Annotated in this window: 20 protein-coding genes and 2 pseudogenes; 20 read left to right on the plus strand and 2 right to left on the minus strand. The window is 27.7% G+C overall.

The annotated features are described in order from the left end of the window. The first annotated feature begins 1 nt into the window (after position 1). From J2Z25_RS02965 to J2Z25_RS02975, 3 genes are read left to right on the plus strand one after another with little or no spacing between them, the layout of a single operon-like run. A complete protein-coding gene (locus tag J2Z25_RS02965; protein WP_209738216.1) occupies positions 2-1,003 on the plus strand; it encodes an energy-coupling factor ABC transporter permease in 1,002 nt (333 codons plus the stop codon). After that, positions 1,000-1,800, plus strand: coding sequence for a cobalt ECF transporter T component CbiQ (gene cbiQ, locus J2Z25_RS02970; protein ID WP_209738218.1), 801 nt, complete (start codon positions 1,000-1,002; stop codon positions 1,798-1,800). The genes J2Z25_RS02965 and cbiQ overlap by 4 nt, the downstream gene beginning before the upstream one ends. A 9-nt stretch (positions 1,801-1,809) precedes the next feature. After that, positions 1,810-2,556 (plus strand): energy-coupling factor ABC transporter ATP-binding protein, encoded by a 747-nt coding sequence (locus tag J2Z25_RS02975; protein WP_209738220.1) that lies wholly within the window; start codon positions 1,810-1,812, stop codon positions 2,554-2,556. A gap of 345 nt (positions 2,557-2,901) precedes the next feature. On the opposite strand, the gene J2Z25_RS02980 is transcribed toward J2Z25_RS02975, so the two are convergent. Further along, the gene (locus J2Z25_RS02980) at positions 2,902-3,750 is read right to left on the minus strand and encodes an Rpn family recombination-promoting nuclease/putative transposase (protein WP_245173050.1); all 849 of its coding nucleotides are present in this window, start codon (positions 3,748-3,750) and stop codon (positions 2,902-2,904) included. A gap of 745 nt (positions 3,751-4,495) precedes the next feature. Between J2Z25_RS02980 and J2Z25_RS02985 the strand changes: the two genes are divergently transcribed. From J2Z25_RS02985 to J2Z25_RS03060, 16 genes and pseudogenes are all read left to right on the plus strand, one after another. Continuing rightward, complete coding sequence (locus J2Z25_RS02985; RefSeq protein ID WP_008678741.1) at positions 4,496-4,822, plus strand: PadR family transcriptional regulator; 327 nt, start codon at positions 4,496-4,498, stop codon at positions 4,820-4,822. Next, on the plus strand, positions 4,819-5,166 hold the full coding sequence (locus tag J2Z25_RS02990) for a DUF1048 domain-containing protein (protein ID WP_209738221.1): 348 nt from the start codon (positions 4,819-4,821) through the stop codon (positions 5,164-5,166). The genes J2Z25_RS02985 and J2Z25_RS02990 overlap by 4 nt, the downstream gene beginning before the upstream one ends. A gap of 9 nt (positions 5,167-5,175) precedes the next feature. After that, the gene (locus J2Z25_RS02995) at positions 5,176-5,526 is read left to right on the plus strand and encodes a DUF1048 domain-containing protein (RefSeq protein WP_209738223.1); all 351 of its coding nucleotides are present in this window, start codon (positions 5,176-5,178) and stop codon (positions 5,524-5,526) included. Between the two features lie 50 nt (positions 5,527-5,576). Beyond that, positions 5,577-5,765 carry a cysteine-rich KTR domain-containing protein gene (locus tag J2Z25_RS03000; RefSeq protein ID WP_209738226.1) on the plus strand — a complete coding sequence of 63 codons (189 nt, stop codon included), beginning with the start codon at positions 5,577-5,579 and terminating at the stop codon, positions 5,763-5,765. Positions 5,766-5,939: 174 nt separating this feature from the next. Continuing rightward, positions 5,940-6,646, plus strand: a pseudogene (locus J2Z25_RS03005) (ABC transporter ATP-binding protein). A gap of 1 nt (position 6,647) precedes the next feature. Next, a pseudogene (locus tag J2Z25_RS03010) lies at positions 6,648-6,865 on the plus strand (ABC transporter permease); the annotation flags it as partial. Between the two features lie 418 nt (positions 6,866-7,283). Beyond that, positions 7,284-7,730, plus strand: coding sequence for a hypothetical protein (locus J2Z25_RS03015; protein ID WP_209738228.1), 447 nt, complete (start codon positions 7,284-7,286; stop codon positions 7,728-7,730). Between the two features lie 238 nt (positions 7,731-7,968). Then, the gene (locus J2Z25_RS03020; RefSeq protein WP_342451333.1) at positions 7,969-8,289 is read left to right on the plus strand and encodes a DUF1904 family protein; all 321 of its coding nucleotides are present in this window, start codon (positions 7,969-7,971) and stop codon (positions 8,287-8,289) included. A gap of 142 nt (positions 8,290-8,431) precedes the next feature. Beyond that, positions 8,432-9,169 (plus strand): MurR/RpiR family transcriptional regulator, encoded by a 738-nt coding sequence (locus J2Z25_RS03025; RefSeq protein WP_008678751.1) that lies wholly within the window; start codon positions 8,432-8,434, stop codon positions 9,167-9,169. Between the two features lie 217 nt (positions 9,170-9,386). Further along, entirely contained in the window at positions 9,387-10,244 is an 858-nt protein-coding gene (locus J2Z25_RS03030) for a tagatose bisphosphate family class II aldolase (protein ID WP_097033405.1), read from the plus strand. Positions 10,245-10,265: 21 nt separating this feature from the next. After that, complete coding sequence (gene pfkB / locus J2Z25_RS03035; RefSeq protein ID WP_209738231.1) at positions 10,266-11,186, plus strand: 1-phosphofructokinase; 921 nt, start codon at positions 10,266-10,268, stop codon at positions 11,184-11,186. Then, positions 11,187-12,596 carry a PTS fructose transporter subunit IIC gene (locus J2Z25_RS03040; RefSeq protein ID WP_099346606.1) on the plus strand — a complete coding sequence of 470 codons (1,410 nt, stop codon included), beginning with the start codon at positions 11,187-11,189 and terminating at the stop codon, positions 12,594-12,596. A 27-nt stretch (positions 12,597-12,623) separates the two neighbouring features. Then, entirely contained in the window at positions 12,624-13,064 is a 441-nt protein-coding gene (locus tag J2Z25_RS03045) for a PTS sugar transporter subunit IIA (RefSeq protein WP_209738233.1), read from the plus strand. Positions 13,065-13,340: 276 nt separating this feature from the next. Beyond that, positions 13,341-13,649 (plus strand): nucleoside triphosphate pyrophosphohydrolase, encoded by a 309-nt coding sequence (locus J2Z25_RS03050; protein WP_209738266.1) that lies wholly within the window; start codon positions 13,341-13,343, stop codon positions 13,647-13,649. 63 nt (positions 13,650-13,712) lie between these two features. Then, a complete protein-coding gene (locus tag J2Z25_RS03055; protein ID WP_209738235.1) occupies positions 13,713-14,618 on the plus strand; it encodes a restriction endonuclease in 906 nt (301 codons plus the stop codon). A gap of 169 nt (positions 14,619-14,787) precedes the next feature. After that, a complete protein-coding gene (locus J2Z25_RS03060; protein WP_209738237.1) occupies positions 14,788-15,984 on the plus strand; it encodes an HNH endonuclease domain-containing protein in 1,197 nt (398 codons plus the stop codon). A 258-nt stretch (positions 15,985-16,242) separates the two neighbouring features. Here J2Z25_RS03060 and J2Z25_RS03065 read toward each other — a convergent pair whose 3' ends face one another. Beyond that, positions 16,243-16,986: a phage antirepressor gene (locus J2Z25_RS03065; protein ID WP_209738238.1), complete on the minus strand. Its 744-nt coding sequence runs from the start codon at positions 16,984-16,986 to the stop codon at positions 16,243-16,245. A gap of 124 nt (positions 16,987-17,110) precedes the next feature. Between J2Z25_RS03065 and J2Z25_RS03070 the strand changes: the two genes are divergently transcribed. Then, complete coding sequence (locus J2Z25_RS03070) at positions 17,111-17,404, plus strand: transposase (protein ID WP_209738240.1); 294 nt, start codon at positions 17,111-17,113, stop codon at positions 17,402-17,404. Positions 17,405-17,438 lie beyond the last annotated feature (34 nt).

Raw genomic sequence — 17,438 nt, forward strand, 5'->3', positions numbered from 1 at the left:
TATGCATATGGCTGATGCACTTGTTAATCCTACTGTAGCTGGATTAATGTACGGATGTTCTGCAATAGCAGCAGGTTATTCAATAAAAAAGATACGAATGGAAAATGAGCCTAAAAAAATTCCTGTAATGGGAGTTATGGGAGCATTTGTATTTGCAGCCCAAATGATTAATTTTACGATTCCAGGAACAGGCTCTTCTGGACATCTATGTGGAGGTATTTTATTATCTGCCATATTAGGACCATTTGCAGGATTTATTACAATGATTGGGATTTTAGCTATACAATGCTTAATGTTTGCTGATGGTGGGATATTGGCATTAGGTTGTAATATATGGAATATAGCATTTTATGGATGTTTCATTGGATTTTTGTTAATATGGAAGCCTATTATGAAGAACGGAGCTTCCAAAAGTAAAATTATTGTAGCATCAATAATTGGGTCTATACTTACATTACAAATAGGTGCTTTCTCTGTTGCAATTGAAACATTAGGATCAGGAATTAGTGATTTACCATTCTTAACTTTTATTTCAGTTTTGCAACCAATACACTTAGCAATCGGACTTATAGAAGGTCTTATTACTGCAGCTGTACTATGTTTTATATATGAATCAAGACCTGAATTACTATGGAGCATAGATAAATCCTTAAACAAAAAAATAGGAAGAATTTCATTTAGAAAGGTAATGATTATATTCTCATTGCTTACACTTTTAATAGCTGGAGGAGTTTCACTTGTAGCCTCTGAATATCCAGATGGATTAGAATGGTCTATTGAAAAGATTACAAATTCTACTGAATTAGAAGTATCAGGTGAGGTATACAATAAGTTTGAAAAAGTACAGGAAACTACTTCAGTGTTACCTGATTACAATTTTAAGGATTCAGAAATAGCTATAGGTACATCTTTATCAGGAATTTTTGGTGGAGTAGTAGTTGCATTTATCTCTGTAGGTGGATGTTATCTATTTAAATTTTTTAGAAAAGATTTTATAAGTTGAATAAGTTAAATAAAGCATTTTATGAAATCCAAGATGTAGAGGACTTAGCAAATAGAGATTACTTTATAAATAAGATTAATCCATTAATTAAATTTATTTTAACAGTTATTTATATTTCTTTAGTTGTATCTATGGATAAATATAACCTAGGTGGAGTTATAGGAATGATCATTTATCCAATATTTCTTTTAATAACTTGTGATATTTCTTTAAAAGATAGCTTAAAGAAATTGAAGATAGTATTATCATTTGTATTACTTATGGGGATATTCAATCCACTTTATGATAATGAAATACTAATTAGTATAAATGGTATTAACATTTCAGGAGGGATAATCTCCATGATTACCTTGATATTAAAGGGAATATTAACTATTTTATCATCTTATTTATTAATTGCTACAACAAATATTGAAAAAATCTGCTATGCAATGGATAAAATTCATATACCAAAGATATTCATAACTGAAGTTTTGTTTATTTATCGCTATGTGACAGTATTGCTTAAGGAAGCAAATAAAATTACAGAATCATATAGCTTACGTGCTCCTAATCAAAAAGGGATAAATTATAAGGTTTGGGGTTCTCTTATAGGACAATTATTACTTAGAAGTATAGATAAGGCTGAAAATATATATGAAAGCATGTGTTTACGTGGATATTCTGATAAGTTTTATTATTCTTATAAAATTAGATATAATGTAAAGGATTATATTTATTTTATTGTTTGGATAGTTATACTTGGTACTATGAGGTTTTTCCCTATATTACAGATAGTAGGAAATATATTTGTTTAGGAGGAAAATATGAGCCATATTAATATAAATGTAGAAAATCTATCTTTTTCTTATGAAAAAGAACAACCAATACTTAAAAATATTACCTTTACTGCAAAGGAAAATGATTCTATAGGTATTATTGGAGCTAATGGAGTTGGAAAATCAACTTTATTGAAGTTATTAGTAGGATTAAATTTGAATTATGAAGGTAGCATTAGAGTAGAAAATATTCCAGTAGAGAAGAATACTTTAAGTATAATTAGAGAAAGAATAGGATACGTATTTCAAGATTCCGATAATCAACTATTTATGTCTAATGTATATGAAGACATTGCATTTGCACCACGTAATTATGGATTTTCAGAAGAGGAAGTTAAAAAGAGAGTAGAAAACGCCTTGAATATGGTTCATATTAACAATCTTAAGAATAAAAAGATATATAAACTTTCTGGTGGTGAAAAAAAACTTGTATCCATAGCAACAATATTTTCTATGACACCAGATATTATTTTAATGGATGAACCCTCAATTGCTTTGGACCCTAAGAATAGAAGAAATTTAATTAATATACTAAATGAATTTCAACACTTAAAGATTATTGCATCTCATGATTTAGATATGATTTTAGATACCTGCAATCGCACTATTCTTATGTCAGAGGGAAAAATTATTAAAGATGGAAATACAAAAGATATTCTCACTGATAAAAAGCTTTTAGAAGCTAACAATCTAGAGCTTCCATTTTGTTTTCAAGAAAATAATATAAAAAACTAATATTAGTATATGTAAAGTATGGAGAAATTATAAAAGTAGAGTCTATAGTGGAAATTTTATAGCTTGCATAGAGGATACAATATTCATAATAAGGTTGAAAAAATAATCACTAATGTATCATTCATTAGAATAGAAAAATGTAGATGGTATTTTTATGTTTTAGATAAAAGTATAAACTATGAAAATGGTGAACATTTTTGATTATCATGGGAATAATTAGATATTATAAAAGTCATGTGTAACAAATTTAGCTTGTTATACGTGACTTTTTGTAATATATCTAATAATGGTATATTAACTAATAGAAGTACGTAATAGTTTCTTTATTCACAAATTTAATATAAATTAAAAATACTTTTTCAAATCCTCAATAGTATCAATATCAAATATATCAGTAGCAATATTTTCTATTATATTTTCAGGCAAAGATTTGATTTTTTCTATATATTCTTCAGGTAAGGATTTAAATTTTTTTGAAAGCAATTTAATCAAAATTTCTGTTTTACCTTCAATCTTACCTTCGATTTTGCCATCTTCTTTTAATTTTTCTAATCCCTTTGAAATGTTAGAAGTCATATTTAGAACCTCCTGTTTATCAGCATTAAATATTTTTTCAATATTATCTTTAAAATTATTTTCCTCTGTATTTATATTAACTAGCCAGTGTTTAAGATGCATTTTTTCTTCTATAGATAAGTTATTAAATCCAATTATAATATCTTTAAGTCGATTATAAAACTCAATTCTATTTATATTTTGATCCAGCAAAAATATAGCAGAAGAAATATTTTGTTTATTATAGAGTTCTTCTTTTTCATAGCTATTAATATCAATAAATTCATATTTAAAATTTAATATATTATCTCCAAATACATCACTATTACTTATTGCATGCTTTAATTCTTTAGCTGCCGTCCATTTCTTCTTACCATTATAAAGAACAATAGGAACTATAGCAGGTAATCTAAAGGTTTTCCTTTTAAATTCTTTAAGCTCTGTATTTCTTAATATATCTCTCCATATTTCTATCATATAAAGTAGAAGTCTTATTGGCATCCTAAAATCAACAGAACTTTGAAATTCTAATAAAACATAGAAAAATACATCATTACCATTAAAATTTGCTTTATAAACTATATCAGATTCTTGTTCTTCATAATCAGATAATATATATGACTTATTAACTAATATCAGGTTCTCCTTAGTTAATTTATTTTCTCAAGTATTACTAACAAAACTCTGTATTAAGTTTAAAAAGGTTTCTTTGTTAGAAAATAGATCTTTATAACTTTTATCATGAATGTTGTTCTTGTTAATTTCATTCATTTTACACCTCTATTTTATCATCTTATATAGATATTTGAAATACCTCTAGTTATAATTATTGACATATATGCGAACAAATGTTCCTGTTATGCATTATTTTTATAATATACCTTAAATAATATACTCGTAAATAATGAAAATATAAATAAAAAATAGATAGATGATATATATAAAGTTAATATAATACCCTAGAACCAAATGAGGATTACATTCAGGATTTAATGCGGAGTATATAACAATGAAATTAGTGATATTATTGATAATTATAATTGTAGTGTATATTATGATCCATCAACTACAATCGCTGGAGTTTATTATAATTCATCTTTTAATTGGATACTAGTAAATTAAGTGGATTAAAGCCATGTAGAACTGTACTTGTTTTACATGGCTTTTTATTTAATTGATTAATAGATTAATCAATTAAATAAAATATGAAACATTCTATATTATCAGCTTGGTATAATTTTTAGTATTAATTTATTCTCCCTGATAAAATGAATATAAAAAATAAATACATTATATTGACATTGCCACTATCTAGTGATACTATATAGCAGTAGTAAGTAATACTTAATACAAGTAATACTAAATAGTGAAGAAGGTGATTTGTTTGGATAATATTACAGAAATGCTAAAAGGTGTCCTTGAAGGCTGTGTTCTTGAAATTATAAGCAATGAGGAAGTATACGGTTATGAGATTACGAGGAGACTTAATGCCCTGGGATTTTCGGATGTCGTAGATGGAACAGTTTATACCATATTGGTAAGACTTGAGAAAAACAAATTGGTAGAAACTACGAAAAAACCATCTGATATGGGACCACCACGAAAGTTTTTCAGGCTAAATGACGCAGGGCGTGAAGAATTAAAGAAGTTCTGGGCAAAATGGGAATTTGTTTCAACGAAAATTAACGAGTTAAAGGAGAAGAAATCATGAATTTTTGGGAAAAAATTACGGGAAGTGACATGACTAAAAAATTTAAAAATTTTGAATTACGAGTTAAAAAGCTACCAGCTGATTATCAAGAAGCATGGGAAAAAATTGAAGAGCATCTTTGGCAGCACTCAGATTTTACAGGTCGTAACCTCATGCCAATTCTTGACGGTGTTCTTGGCTTGCTAGAAGAAACAGTTGCTGAAGGTCAGAGTGTACAAGAGGCTTTAGGTGAAGATATAGAAGGCTTTTGCTTTGCGCTAATTGGCGAAGAAGGGGCAAATTCTTATCGTGACAAGTGGAGAAAACAACTTAATAATAATATTGCTAAAAAATTAGGTAAATAGGAGGATAAAATGGGAATACAAGATATCATCAAAGGTAAAAAAGAATGGAAAGCGCACGTGGCGCGTGTTAAAGCGCTACCAAAAGATTATGTGATTGTTTATAAGGAAATTCAAAAATATCTTTTTAAGGTTGGTCCAGTTGAACTAAGTGAAGGAACAGATTTGCTTACTGGAATTGTAGAGCTTTTTGAAGAGGGTGCGGCTATGGGAAAAGGAGTATTAGAAGTAACTGGTAGAGATGTAGCAGCTTTCTGCGACGATTTAATCAAAGATTCAAAAACTTACGCTGACATATATCAAGAATCAGTTGAGAAAGAAGTTAATAAAGCAATGAAGAAAGCTACTGATAAAACAAAGTAAAAGGGATATATAGTGATAAACAAAAATATTAACTAAAGGAGGATGATAGAGTGTATAAAGACGAGTGGATATTATGTCCAATCTGCGGTAATAAAACAAGGGTCAAGATACGTGATAATACAGTACTTGAAAACTTCCCGTTATTTTGCCCCAAGTGCAAAAAGGAAACTATAATCAATGTAAAGCAAATGAATATATCAGTTAGTAAAGAGCCAGACGCTAAGACGCAGAGCCGATAACATATGATTAAAATCATGGTTATCGGCTCTTTTTTATGTTAACTAATGAAGAGCTTTGTAATATAAATTAACTTGAAATAGTTAAAGTTAAAAGATCAAGGTGTTTTCAAAGAATAGATGTAAATTTAAATAAAGTTGCTATATTGTAGAGGAGAAAAAGAAAATAAAAAAAGTATCATAAAAGTTAGAGAGATAAAGAAATCTTACAAAGATATAGAAGTACTCAAAGGAGTAGATTTTGAAGTAGAGCAGGGAGGTATATTTGCATTACTAGGTTCAAATGGAACAGGACAACTATGATTAAAGTCATGGCTACTTTACTTAAAGCAGATGCTGGAAGTGTTGTAATAAACGGTTTGGATATTGAAAAAAATCCAGGTGGAGTTAGAGCTTCTATCAGCCTTACTGGTCAGTTTGCTGCTATTGATGAAATTTTGACTGGGCGTGAAAATCTTCAAATGATAGCAAAACTTAGACATATTAAAAATCCAGATGCAGTAGCAGATGAATTAATTAAGAGATTTGGTATGCTAGAATCAGCAGATCGCAGAGTTGGTACTTACTCTGGAGGTATGAAAAGAAGAATTGATATTGCAATGAGTCTTGTTGGAAATCCAAAGATTATCTTCCTAGATGAGCCAACAACAGGTCTTGATCCAGAAGCACGTTTAGAAGTTTGGAAAATTGTAAAAGAGTTAACAGCTTCGGGAACTACAGTATTTTTAACAACTCAATATTTAGAAGAAGCAGAACAACTTGCAGATAAAATTGCTATTCTTCATGGGGGAAAAATAATTGCTCTAGATACATTAGAAGGATTAAAAAAACTATTTCCACCTGCAAAAGTTGAATATGTTGAAAAACAGCCTACATTAGAATAAATTACCATTCATCAGTTCTGCCTTTGTACCAACAGAGACTATGCCTTCAGTAGTACGTGTATTTGCAGAAAATCAACCTGTAACGCATATTGTAGAAGCTATTCGTAATTTATTAGCAATAAGCCAGTAGGAAATGACGTTTGGGTTGCCCTTGCTTGGTGTATATCAATAATTGTTGTAGCTTATATATTTGCAATGAGAATCTATAAGAAAATATAAATTATAAAGATAAACTTATGAAAATATTATAATATGGATGAAAAAATTATAAAATGAGAAAAACATCTCAAATGAATGAAGAACCATAAATAGATGATAGACTTAGAGAAAATTTAAATAAATAATAACGAATTTATTAAAGTTATGGGAAACTATTAGGGGTTAGCATAACTTTTTTTATTTATAATGATAAGTGGAAATACATGTAGTTTTCTATTACGTGATATATCTTGATTATTTAAGCGGATGAAAAGTTGTAATATTACAAAACAGCAAATATTTTAATAAATATTTTAATAAATATTACTTAATTTATATGTTTTGCTAGAAGTATAATCCATAAATTATGTATAATAAGAACATAATTTATTAAGCAATAGTATGAAAGTGAGTAAGGAGTATTTAGGGGGATTTGGATATGGAAGTACTTCTCGCAATTTTATTTTTAGGGTATTTTATGTATGCAGGATATATTAAATATTGTTTAATTGCAATGATTGCTCAAATTGCAGTATCATTTTTTATTGAGAAAAAACAGATATGGAAAGTTGCTCTGTTAATATTTATTACTCAAGGTATTGTTGTATCAATAGCAGATATCACATATGATATGATAAATAGTATTTATAGGTATAAAAGTTTAGGATTTTGGAGTGTTATTAGATCAGAAAGCTTTAAATTTGATATTTTTTATACGTTAATATTGATTGCAATAATAATTATAATTGGATTTTTTACCTATAGGAGTATAGAAGGAAAAATGAATTATAAAAAATGGTTAGCTTTGCTAATTGGGTATTTAATTAATATATTAATTATGCTATTTATGATTTGGAGATTTGGTATAATTGTTGGTGGATTTTAAAAAGAGTATTCAGAGTCATTTTAATATTTTGAAGAATAACTTTAATATTAAACAAACTAAAATAGTAAAGTGTCCAACTTAATTTAGAAATTCTTCTTATATAAAGTTTTACTAAACTACTAGATCAAACTAAAGAGATTGCAATACTTAATATTTAATACAACCTTGATTTGTAAATGTTTTCGATATAATATGATATTATTAGAGTTTATAGGGATGGAGAGTGTTTAATATGCCAATGTTAAAATTTAAGGGAATAGAAACTGAAGAGGTTTGCACAATAAGTAAGAATTTAATAGACGAATTACAGGAATTAATTCAATGTCCAAGAGATTATTTTAATCTTTCAGTTGATAAATCTGTATATATAAAAGATGGGGAAATTATTAAAGGTGAGCCTATAGTAGAAGTTTCATGGTTTGATAGGGGACAAGAAGTACAGGATAAAGCTGCAAAGATAATTACTAAGCATGTTAATTCTTTGGAATATCCAAATGTGGATGTTATCTTTTTTACATTAAATGAAAGTAAGTATTATGAAAATGGAGAGCATTTTTAATTATTTAAGTAAATATATTGTTATTAAATAGATAATTATTTTTAGAATTATTTATAGTTATTTATAAAAAATTTCGATTATTAATTAATAATATGGGACATGCTATAGAAATTAATTAAATAAATCTAATGAGGGTGATAAGATGATAATAGAAGTTAATAATAGCATTATTGAAAAGCTGACTCCTACAGAAAAAGCTGTAGTTAATTATATTAATTCTAATGCAGATAAATTATCTAATATGTCCATTGTAGATGTAGCAGAAGAATCTTTTACTTCCCCAGCAACTGTGTCAAGAACAATTAAAAAATGTGGATTTGAAGGCTTTTCAGAATTGAGGTATAGGGTTTCTGCAAAAGAAGAGCATAATCATGATTCTAAAAAAGTAAATGAAATATTAGGAAAATCCTTAATTGAAGTAACAAAAACTGTTGAAAATATATCTATAACTAAGGTATTAAATATAGTTAAGATTATTAAAGAAGCAAAGAGAATTTATATATTAGCAAGAGGATTAACTGAATTAGTTGCACAAGAGTTTAACTTAAAGCTGCAACTTTTAGGATACAATACATTTTTGATTGTAGATCCAAATATAATGATGAATATATGTAAAACAATTGAAAAAGAAGATTTAGTTATTGCATTTTCATTAAGAGCTGAAACTAATGAAATATTAGAATCTGTTAAAAGTGCAAAAAATTCTGGGGCAAAGGTTGTTACATGCTGTTGCGTAAGAAAAAGTATATTAGAGGAATATTCAGATGTGACTATAGTTGGATATAAACAATCTAAAACATCTATAAAGGAATTTGAAGTTACATCAAGATTGCCATTATATATTATTTCAAGGGCAATAATAGATTATTTAATAATATAAAGAATGTATCCTGAAAATTGATTTAATTGAATTTTCAGGATACATTTTTATTTATAACATCAGTAAAATAGCCAAAAGAGAATGAAAAATGTAAAAATAAGTACAAACATTTTAGAAAACATTTTCTGTATTATAATGCTAAAATTTAATTATAGAAAAGAATTTGTTAAGTTGATATGAAAAAATAGCTTAATAAATCTTAGAGATTTGGAGGGAGATTATGAAAATATTATCAACAAGAGAAATGTTAAAAAAGGCTCAAAGAGAAGGATATGCTATACCAGCTTTTAATATTCATAACTTAGAAACATTGGAAGTAGTTGTAGAAACAGCAGCAGAATTAAAATCACCAGTAATACTAGCAGGAACTCCATCAACAATTGAATATGCAGGAGGAGAATTCATAGTAGCAATGGCAGATGCAGCTGCAAAAAAATATAATATTCCTATTGCAATACACTTAGATCACTTTGAAGTAATAGAAGAAATAAAGCACTTTGTTGATTTAGGATTTAAATCAACTATGATAGATGCTTCTCATGAAACTTTTGAAGAAAATATAGAAATAGTTAAAAAAGTAGTTGAATATGCTCATAAATATGATGCAACAGTAGAAGCAGAACTTGGAAGACTTGGTGGACAAGAAGATGATTTAATAGTAGACGAAAAAGATAGTAAATATACTAATCCAAAGCAAGCAAAAGAATTTGTTGAAAAAACAGGAATAGATTCATTAGCAGTAGCAATTGGAACAGCACATGGATTATATGAAGGTGAAGCAAAGTTAGATTTTGATAGATTAAAAGAAATAAGAGATATGGTAGATGTGCCATTAGTATTACATGGAGCATCAGATGTACCAGATGAATTGGTTAAAAAAGCAATTTCTCTTGGAATATGTAAAGTAAATGTAGCAACAGATTTAAAAATTCCATTTTCAGATGCAGTAAAGAAATACTTTATAGAAAATCCTGATGCTAATGATCCAAGAAAATATATGACACCAGGAAAAGAAGCTATGAAGAAAGTAGTAGCACATAAAATAATGATTTGTGGAAGTAATGGTAAGGCATAATTAAAAATGGGGGAGAGATAAATGATATATACACTAACGACTAATCCAGCAATTGATATGAATTATAGAGCAGAAAGTTATGAACCATTTAAAGTTAATAGAACAACTAATATAGAATACTCTCCAAATGGTAAAGGAGTAAATGTATCACTTGTATTAAATCATTATGGAGTAGAAAGTAAGGTATTAGGCTTTTTTGGGGGATTTACAGGTAAATTTATAGTAGATGAACTTCAAAAAATGGACATACAAGTTGAGTCCTTTTGGATTGATGAACCAACTAGAATAAATGTATTTATAGATACCAAAGATAAAAAGGAATTTAAATATGTAAACAAGGGCCCCTTTGTTCCTATAGAAGCACAAAAGAATTTATTAAACTATATAGAAAAGTCTGAGGATTGTAGTTATTTAATTATAAGTGGAAGCTTGCCTCAAAGTATGGATGAACAGTACTATGATGAATTATTAGAAATATGTAATAAAAGAAGCATAAATATAATTTTAGATATAAGTTCTAAAAAATTAAAGGATTTATTAAAATATAAACCTTTATTAATTAAACCAAATGATGAGGAAATTAAAGAAATTTTTGGACTAGATATAAATAATGAAAAAGATGTTGTAAATATATTAAAGTATTTAAAAAAGGAGGGAGCACAAAATATTCTTTTAACTTTAGGAGAAAAAGGTATGTATTTTTATAATGGAAATAAGATATATTATTGCAACGCACCTAATGTAAACCTTTTAAGTTCTGCTTGTTCGGGTGATTCTGCTTTGGCAGCATTTTTAAGTGAATGGTTAAAAGAAAATGACATTGAATATGCATTAAAAAAATCATCAGCAACAGGTGGGAATGTAGCTGAGTCAAGAGGTATTGGAACTTTAAATAAAGTTGATAATTATATAAAAAATTTGGATGTTAGGGAGGTATTTTAAATGAAAAAAATTATTGCTGTTACAGGTTGCCCAACAGGTATTGCACATACTTTTATGGCAGAAGAATCATTAAAAAAAGCCGCTAAAGAAATGGGGATTGAAATTAAAGTTGAAACTAATGGAGCTATTGGTGTAGAAAATGAATTAACAGAAAAAGATATAAAAGAAGCAGATGGAGTTATAATAGCATCAGATAAAGATGCCAGGGCAGATAGATTTATTGGCAAACCAATTATAGAAACTTCTGTTCAAGATGGTATACGTAAACCAAAAGAACTTATTCAAGCAATATTAGATGGAAAAGCTCAAATTAAAAAATCAACAACACAAAGAAATGAAAATACTAATGAAAAAACAGAAAAGAAAAATGAAGTTATAGGAAAAGAGTCATTTGGTAGAAGTATATATAAGCACTTGATGAATGGTGTTTCACATATGTTACCATTTGTTGTTGCAGGTGGTGTGTTAATAGCAGTATCTTTTTTATGGGGAATATACTCAGCAGATCCAGCCTCAGATCAATATAATAAAATTGCTGCTATGCTTAAGGGGATAGGTGGAACAGCATTTTCAATGATAGTACCAATATTTACAGCTTTCATTGCATCATCAATTGCAGGTAGATCAGGAATGGTTGCAGGGTTTGTTGGTGGATTAATAGCAGATGCAACAGGAGCAGGTTTTATAGGAGGAATAATCGCAGGATTCTTTGCAGGATATTTAATGCTAGGATTAATTAAAATGTTAGCAGGACTACCAAGACAATTTGAAGGACTAAAATCAATCTTTTTATTACCTATACTTGGAATACTTGCAACAGGAATATTAATGACATTACTAGGAGAACCTGTATCATATATAAATAATTCAGTAATGGATTGGCTTGCATCATTAGAATCAGCAAATCCAATACTTTTAGGATTAGTAATAGGATGTATGTCAGCATTCGACTTTGGAGGACCAGTTAATAAAGCAGCATACATTACAGGAACAATGCTTTTATCACAAGGAAATTATTATTTCATGGCTGGAGTTTCAGCAGCATGTATAACACCACCTTTAGTAATAGCATTAGCAACAACAATATTTAAAAAACAATTTAATGAAGAAGATAGAGCAGCAGGATTAGTTAACTATATTTTAGGATTTACCCATATAACAGAAGGAGCAATACCATTTGCTGCTAAAGACCCACTAAGAGTAATTCCTATATTAATGATAGGATCATCTATATCATCTATATTGACTTATTTAATGAAAGTTCAAGTGCCTGCACCTCATGGTGGATTCTTAATACTTCCAATCGTTGAAAAACCATTCATTTGGGTAGGATGCATATTAATTGGATCATTAGTTGGAGCTATTTTATACGGATTATATAAAACAAATTTAAATAAAAAAGCAGCTTAATTAAATACACATTAAGAGGAGATAATTATGGAATTAAAAGACTTAATCAAAGAAAGTACAATAAAATTACAACTTGATGCTAAAGATAAAAATTCAGTTTTAGATGAAATGATTAAATTATTAGTTGATGATAATGTAGTAACTGATAAAAATAAATTTAAAAAAGACATTTTAGCAAGAGAAGAATTAAGTAATACAGGAATTGGTTTTGAAATAGCAATTCCACATGCAAAATCAAAAGCTGTAAAAGAAGCAAGAATAGCTATAGGGATAACTAATAATGGAATAGATTACGGATCAATAGATGGACAAGATATAAAGATGATATTTATGATTGCAGTTAGCGAAGACCAAAGCGATTTGCATTTAAAAGCTTTAGCTAACCTATCAAGAAAATTAATGCATGATGAATTTAGAGAAAGCATTTTAAATGCGAAAACTAAGAAAGAAATAATAGATATGTTATAAAAATTAAAATAAGAAGGCTTAAAGTAAATTAAAAGTTTAATTGGAAGTCAAAATATAAAAAGTTTTGTAATAGAAGAATATATTTGAAAAGAACATGTTCTCTTTTTTAGGAGTGGATATGTTCTTTTTTATGTATTTTAAATTAAAACTATATTTATTAATAAAGATAAAATATGGTAAAATAATTATTATAAAATAATAAAAAGGCCAAAGAAAATTGACAATAAAAATATTTTAAAGTCCTATGTTGAAAATTAATTATAAGAGGGAAAAATGATGAGAATATACAATAAATTAGTTAGAGATAGAATACCAGAAATAATAACGGCAGATGGTAAAGTATGTGAAATAGCAATAGTTAGTGGAATAGAAAAGCAAGATCTTTTAGAAAAGAAACTTCTAGAAGAAGTAAATGAATATTTAGAAGATAGAAACCTAGAAGAGCTTGCAGATATTATGGAAGTGCTATTTGGGCTTGCAAATGAACTAGGATATAGTGAAGAAGATTTAATAAAGAAAAGAAATGAAAAACTAGAAAAGCGTGGTGGATTTAAAGAAGGAATAGTATTGAAAGTCGTGAAATAAATTTCTACTTAAAGGTACAAAAATAAATTAATGACTATTTTCAAAATATATGGAGGTATAAAAATGGGATTACCAAAATACTATGAAATGCACAAACCCTTTTTAGAATACTTAAAAGATGGCAAATTACATACTTTAAAAGAATTAAAGCAATTTATAAGTAAATATTTCAATTTAACAGAAGAAGAACTTTTAGAGTTACTTCCTAGCGGAAGGCAAACAGTATTTATTAATCGTATTGGATGGGCAAGAACTTATTTAAAGAAATCTGGTTTAATTGATAGTCCTGCAAGAGCTTCATTTATTATTACTAATGATGGATTAGAAGTTCTTAAAGATAATCCAGATGTTATTGATAGTAATTACTTAATGAAGTTCGAGAGTTTCAGAGAGTTTCAAGGTGTATTTATAGATACAAAAAATAATAATGAGACATCAAATGATATTAACAATACACCTGATGATACTTTTGAAGATTCATTTAGAAAAATTAATAAAAGCTTAGCAGAAGATCTTCTTGCAGAAGTAATAAAACTTTCGCCAACAGCATTTGAACAAATGGTTATTGATTTACTTTCAAAAATGGGATATGGTTCCTTTGAAAATGCTAGGAAGACAACTGCTACTACTGGAGATGAAGGTATTGATGGTATTATAATGGAAGACAAACTTGGATTTAATTTAATTTATATTCAAGCAAAGAAATGGGAGTTGAATAGCAAAGTAGGGAGACCAGATGTACAAAGTTTTGTTGGTGCCATATCTGGTAAAGGTGGAAAAGGTCTATTTGTTACAACTGCAAAATTTTCAAAACAAGCTATTGAGTATGCGAAAAATCAGCATATTATACTAATAGATGGCGAGAAATTATCAAATCTCATGATTGAACATAATTTTGGGGTTACAGTAAAAAAAGTTTTTGAAATTAAAGCAATTGACACCGATGTGTTTAATGAATATTTAGAGTAATAAGCTTTTAGTAATATACAATTATTATGAAGCAAAAAATGATATTAAATTTAATTAAGATACTATAGTTAATCTCTAATATCATTATTAATTTATCTAACTAGCGAGTTTTAATATTACAACGTAGCGAGTTTTAATATTAAAACAGATTTAAATGGAGATAGAATTTATGTATATAAATAAAGTACAACATGAATTAAATAAAGATACTCATATAGAAGAAAAAGGTATCATTTTAAATAGTAATGAAATGATTTTATATAATTTACCTAGTTCTAGTAATGTAGATACAAAAATATTTGCTAGGTTATTAGAAGATAGTAGAGTAGTTGCAAGCTATAAAATGTATTGGCTTTTAGGTATTTTAGAAGAAGTGAATTTAGGTAATATTGAAATAACCTTTAAAAGATTAGTTGCACGAATGTTAACAGCAGCATGGTACCCGACTTTGCAATATAAACTATATTTTGGACAATTTGATAATTTAGTAAAATCAATAAATTACATATCAAGTATATACAGTGTGCCTACTAATATTAATAATAATGAATTATTAGAATTTATTTGTAGTCTTGATGATAATATATTAAATAAGCAAATGAAGGATTTAACAAACAATGTTCCATATATGCTTTTAACTCCTTTTTTTGATGATAAAATAAAAGGAACTTCTAGCTCAAAAAGAGTTAGAAAAATAATAGAATTATCTTTAAGTGAGTCAGGTGTTTTATATAAGATAATTAAAGATAGCAATAATATAGTTATGGATGAAGATTGGGCAATCTATATGAAAAGTAATTATAAGGTAATAAAATCTTGGATATATTATAAGTTAAGTTGTTTCTTACAAAAAAGAAATCCAAATGTACCAGCAATTATATTCAAATTAGATCCACCTATATGCAGAAATTTATCTAAAGCAACAAGAATATGGACAAGTATTATTGCAGATAGAAATGTTAAAGACATTTATACAGGAAGAGAGTTTTCGCAGGAAAATTATGATGAACTAGGAGTTTTGAGTATAGATCACTTTATTCCTTGGAGCTTTGTAATGCATGATGGGATGTGGAACTTAGTACCTACCTTTAAAAATATAAATAGTAGTAAAAGTGATAAACTTTTAAGATACGAAAATTATATAGATGATTTTTGTGATATACAGTATGAAGCATTTTCTTTTATGTGTGATAACAATAAGAAAAAGGATTTAGAGCCGTACGTAGATATTTTGAGGTTAGAAAATCCATTAGATTTTTATAAATATAAAGGAAAAGAAGGTTTTTCAGAAAAACTAAAACTAAGTATAGCTCCAATATATCAAATAGCTGTAAATCAGGGGTTTAGCGTTATTGATAAGTTATAGATTATAAGATTAATATAAAATAAGAATCAAATAATAATACAAGTTAATACATATTAATATATATTTTTAATAATCTAACTCGAAAACAAGTTAACTATTAAAGACTTAAGTGAAATATGCAATTTTTTGGGTATTAATTTAAAGATATAAAGTGAGTAAAAAATTATATATAATTATTTATATCTAAATAACACTGTATTTAAAGACTTAATATAAAAAGTTGTATCAGATATTCCAATTAATCTGATACAACTCCCTCTATTTCTCAATCAAAGGAACAACCCCAAGCTTTTCCTTCAACAATTTATATATAAAAACTCGTCCTTTTTCAGTCCAATGAGTTACTATTGTATATTTCCCATCCGAGATATTTAATATTTTAGAACTTGTATATCCTTGTGGTGCATATTCTTGATATAAAACCCATTTATCTGAAATTCTGTATTGCACTCTTAAGGAATTAAGTATCTTATTCATTTGAACTCCAGACATTCCATAGTCCTTTGCAATAATTGTTATAGGCATTAATAACTTACTATTTAGAACTTTATCATGGTAATTTACCTTTCCTTTAGATTCTTCAAGCTTAAACATTAATTGTTGTCTTTCTTCTTTTAATTCAGCAAGCAACTTTTCTAAAGTAGTTGGTTCTTTTAATCCATCTTCTATTACTTTATCTGTAGCATAAATTCCCTGAGATCTTATTGATGGAAGTATTTCATCAAAAACCCAGCTTTCAAATTTTTCAGCATAAGGTAATTTAGAATGAACAATAAGTCTAAATAAATCACCTTCTGGTATGAAACTAACATCTTGATTACCGCCTATTGTAGCAATTTTATATTTGATAGAATGTTTACAATGTCTATTCAAAGCTGCTCGTGCATTTGAATATCCAAGCATTGATGCACATTGAACAGCTTGAAAATAATCCTTTCCATCAAGCTCTAGTATATTCATTTCTCCAAAGGTGTCATTTTTGAAAATTTCCATTTTCTCCATATTTTTAATCCTCTCTTTCATATAAAATTTATTTTTTCAAAGGGGGTCGCGTTTTGGTCATAACCCTATTATGTAGACAATCGACAAAGGGTCGAGTACAATCTACATAATGGGGTGATTTTTTATGTCAATAAAGCACAAAGCTTATAGTGCAGAATTTAAAATAAATGCAATTGAAGAATATATAAAAACAGGAAAGAGTCAAAAGAAAATATGTAAGGATTTAAATATAACTAGTACATCAGCATTTGGAAGATGGGTAATTCAATACAATGAAAAAGGCCCAGATAGCTTTTATGAGAATAAAAAGCCTCGTCGCGAAGCGGTTGAAGGATGTAAAAATGACGAATTAACAAGACTAAGAGCGGAGAATGAAGTTTTAAAAAAGTTATTAGAGAAAATAAGGGGGAATGCCTAAAGTCTTATAAATTTGAAATTATAAATGAATTTAA

The sequence above is a fragment of the Clostridium tertium genome (assembly GCF_017873245.1).
Taxonomy (GTDB): Bacteria; Bacillota; Clostridia; order Clostridiales; family Clostridiaceae; genus Clostridium; species Clostridium tertium.

What these genes read in the sequence shown, in the direction of transcription:
- pfkB (WP_209738231.1), top strand. Translation starts at nt 10,266, where the DNA reads ATGATATATACACTAACGACTAATCCAGCAATTGATATGAATTATAGA.
- J2Z25_RS03060 (WP_209738237.1), top strand. Translation starts at nt 14,788, where the DNA reads ATGTATATAAATAAAGTACAACATGAATTAAATAAAGATACTCATATA.
- J2Z25_RS03020 (WP_342451333.1), top strand. Translation starts at nt 7,969, where the DNA reads ATGTTAAAATTTAAGGGAATAGAAACTGAAGAGGTTTGCACAATAAGT.
- J2Z25_RS03055 (WP_209738235.1), top strand. Translation starts at nt 13,713, where the DNA reads ATGGGATTACCAAAATACTATGAAATGCACAAACCCTTTTTAGAATAC.
- J2Z25_RS03070 (WP_209738240.1), top strand. Translation starts at nt 17,111, where the DNA reads ATGTCAATAAAGCACAAAGCTTATAGTGCAGAATTTAAAATAAATGCA.
- J2Z25_RS02975 (WP_209738220.1), top strand. Translation starts at nt 1,810, where the DNA reads ATGAGCCATATTAATATAAATGTAGAAAATCTATCTTTTTCTTATGAA.
- J2Z25_RS03015 (WP_209738228.1), top strand. Translation starts at nt 7,284, where the DNA reads ATGGAAGTACTTCTCGCAATTTTATTTTTAGGGTATTTTATGTATGCA.
- J2Z25_RS03065 (WP_209738238.1), bottom strand. Translation starts at nt 16,986, where the DNA reads ATGGAGAAAATGGAAATTTTCAAAAATGACACCTTTGGAGAAATGAAT.
- J2Z25_RS03045 (WP_209738233.1), top strand. Translation starts at nt 12,624, where the DNA reads ATGGAATTAAAAGACTTAATCAAAGAAAGTACAATAAAATTACAACTT.
- J2Z25_RS03050 (WP_209738266.1), top strand. Translation starts at nt 13,341, where the DNA reads ATGAGAATATACAATAAATTAGTTAGAGATAGAATACCAGAAATAATA.
- J2Z25_RS03025 (WP_008678751.1), top strand. Translation starts at nt 8,432, where the DNA reads ATGATAATAGAAGTTAATAATAGCATTATTGAAAAGCTGACTCCTACA.
- J2Z25_RS02995 (WP_209738223.1), top strand. Translation starts at nt 5,176, where the DNA reads ATGGGAATACAAGATATCATCAAAGGTAAAAAAGAATGGAAAGCGCAC.
- J2Z25_RS02965 (WP_209738216.1), top strand. Translation starts at nt 2, where the DNA reads ATGCATATGGCTGATGCACTTGTTAATCCTACTGTAGCTGGATTAATG.
- J2Z25_RS03040 (WP_099346606.1), top strand. Translation starts at nt 11,187, where the DNA reads ATGAAAAAAATTATTGCTGTTACAGGTTGCCCAACAGGTATTGCACAT.
- J2Z25_RS02990 (WP_209738221.1), top strand. Translation starts at nt 4,819, where the DNA reads ATGAATTTTTGGGAAAAAATTACGGGAAGTGACATGACTAAAAAATTT.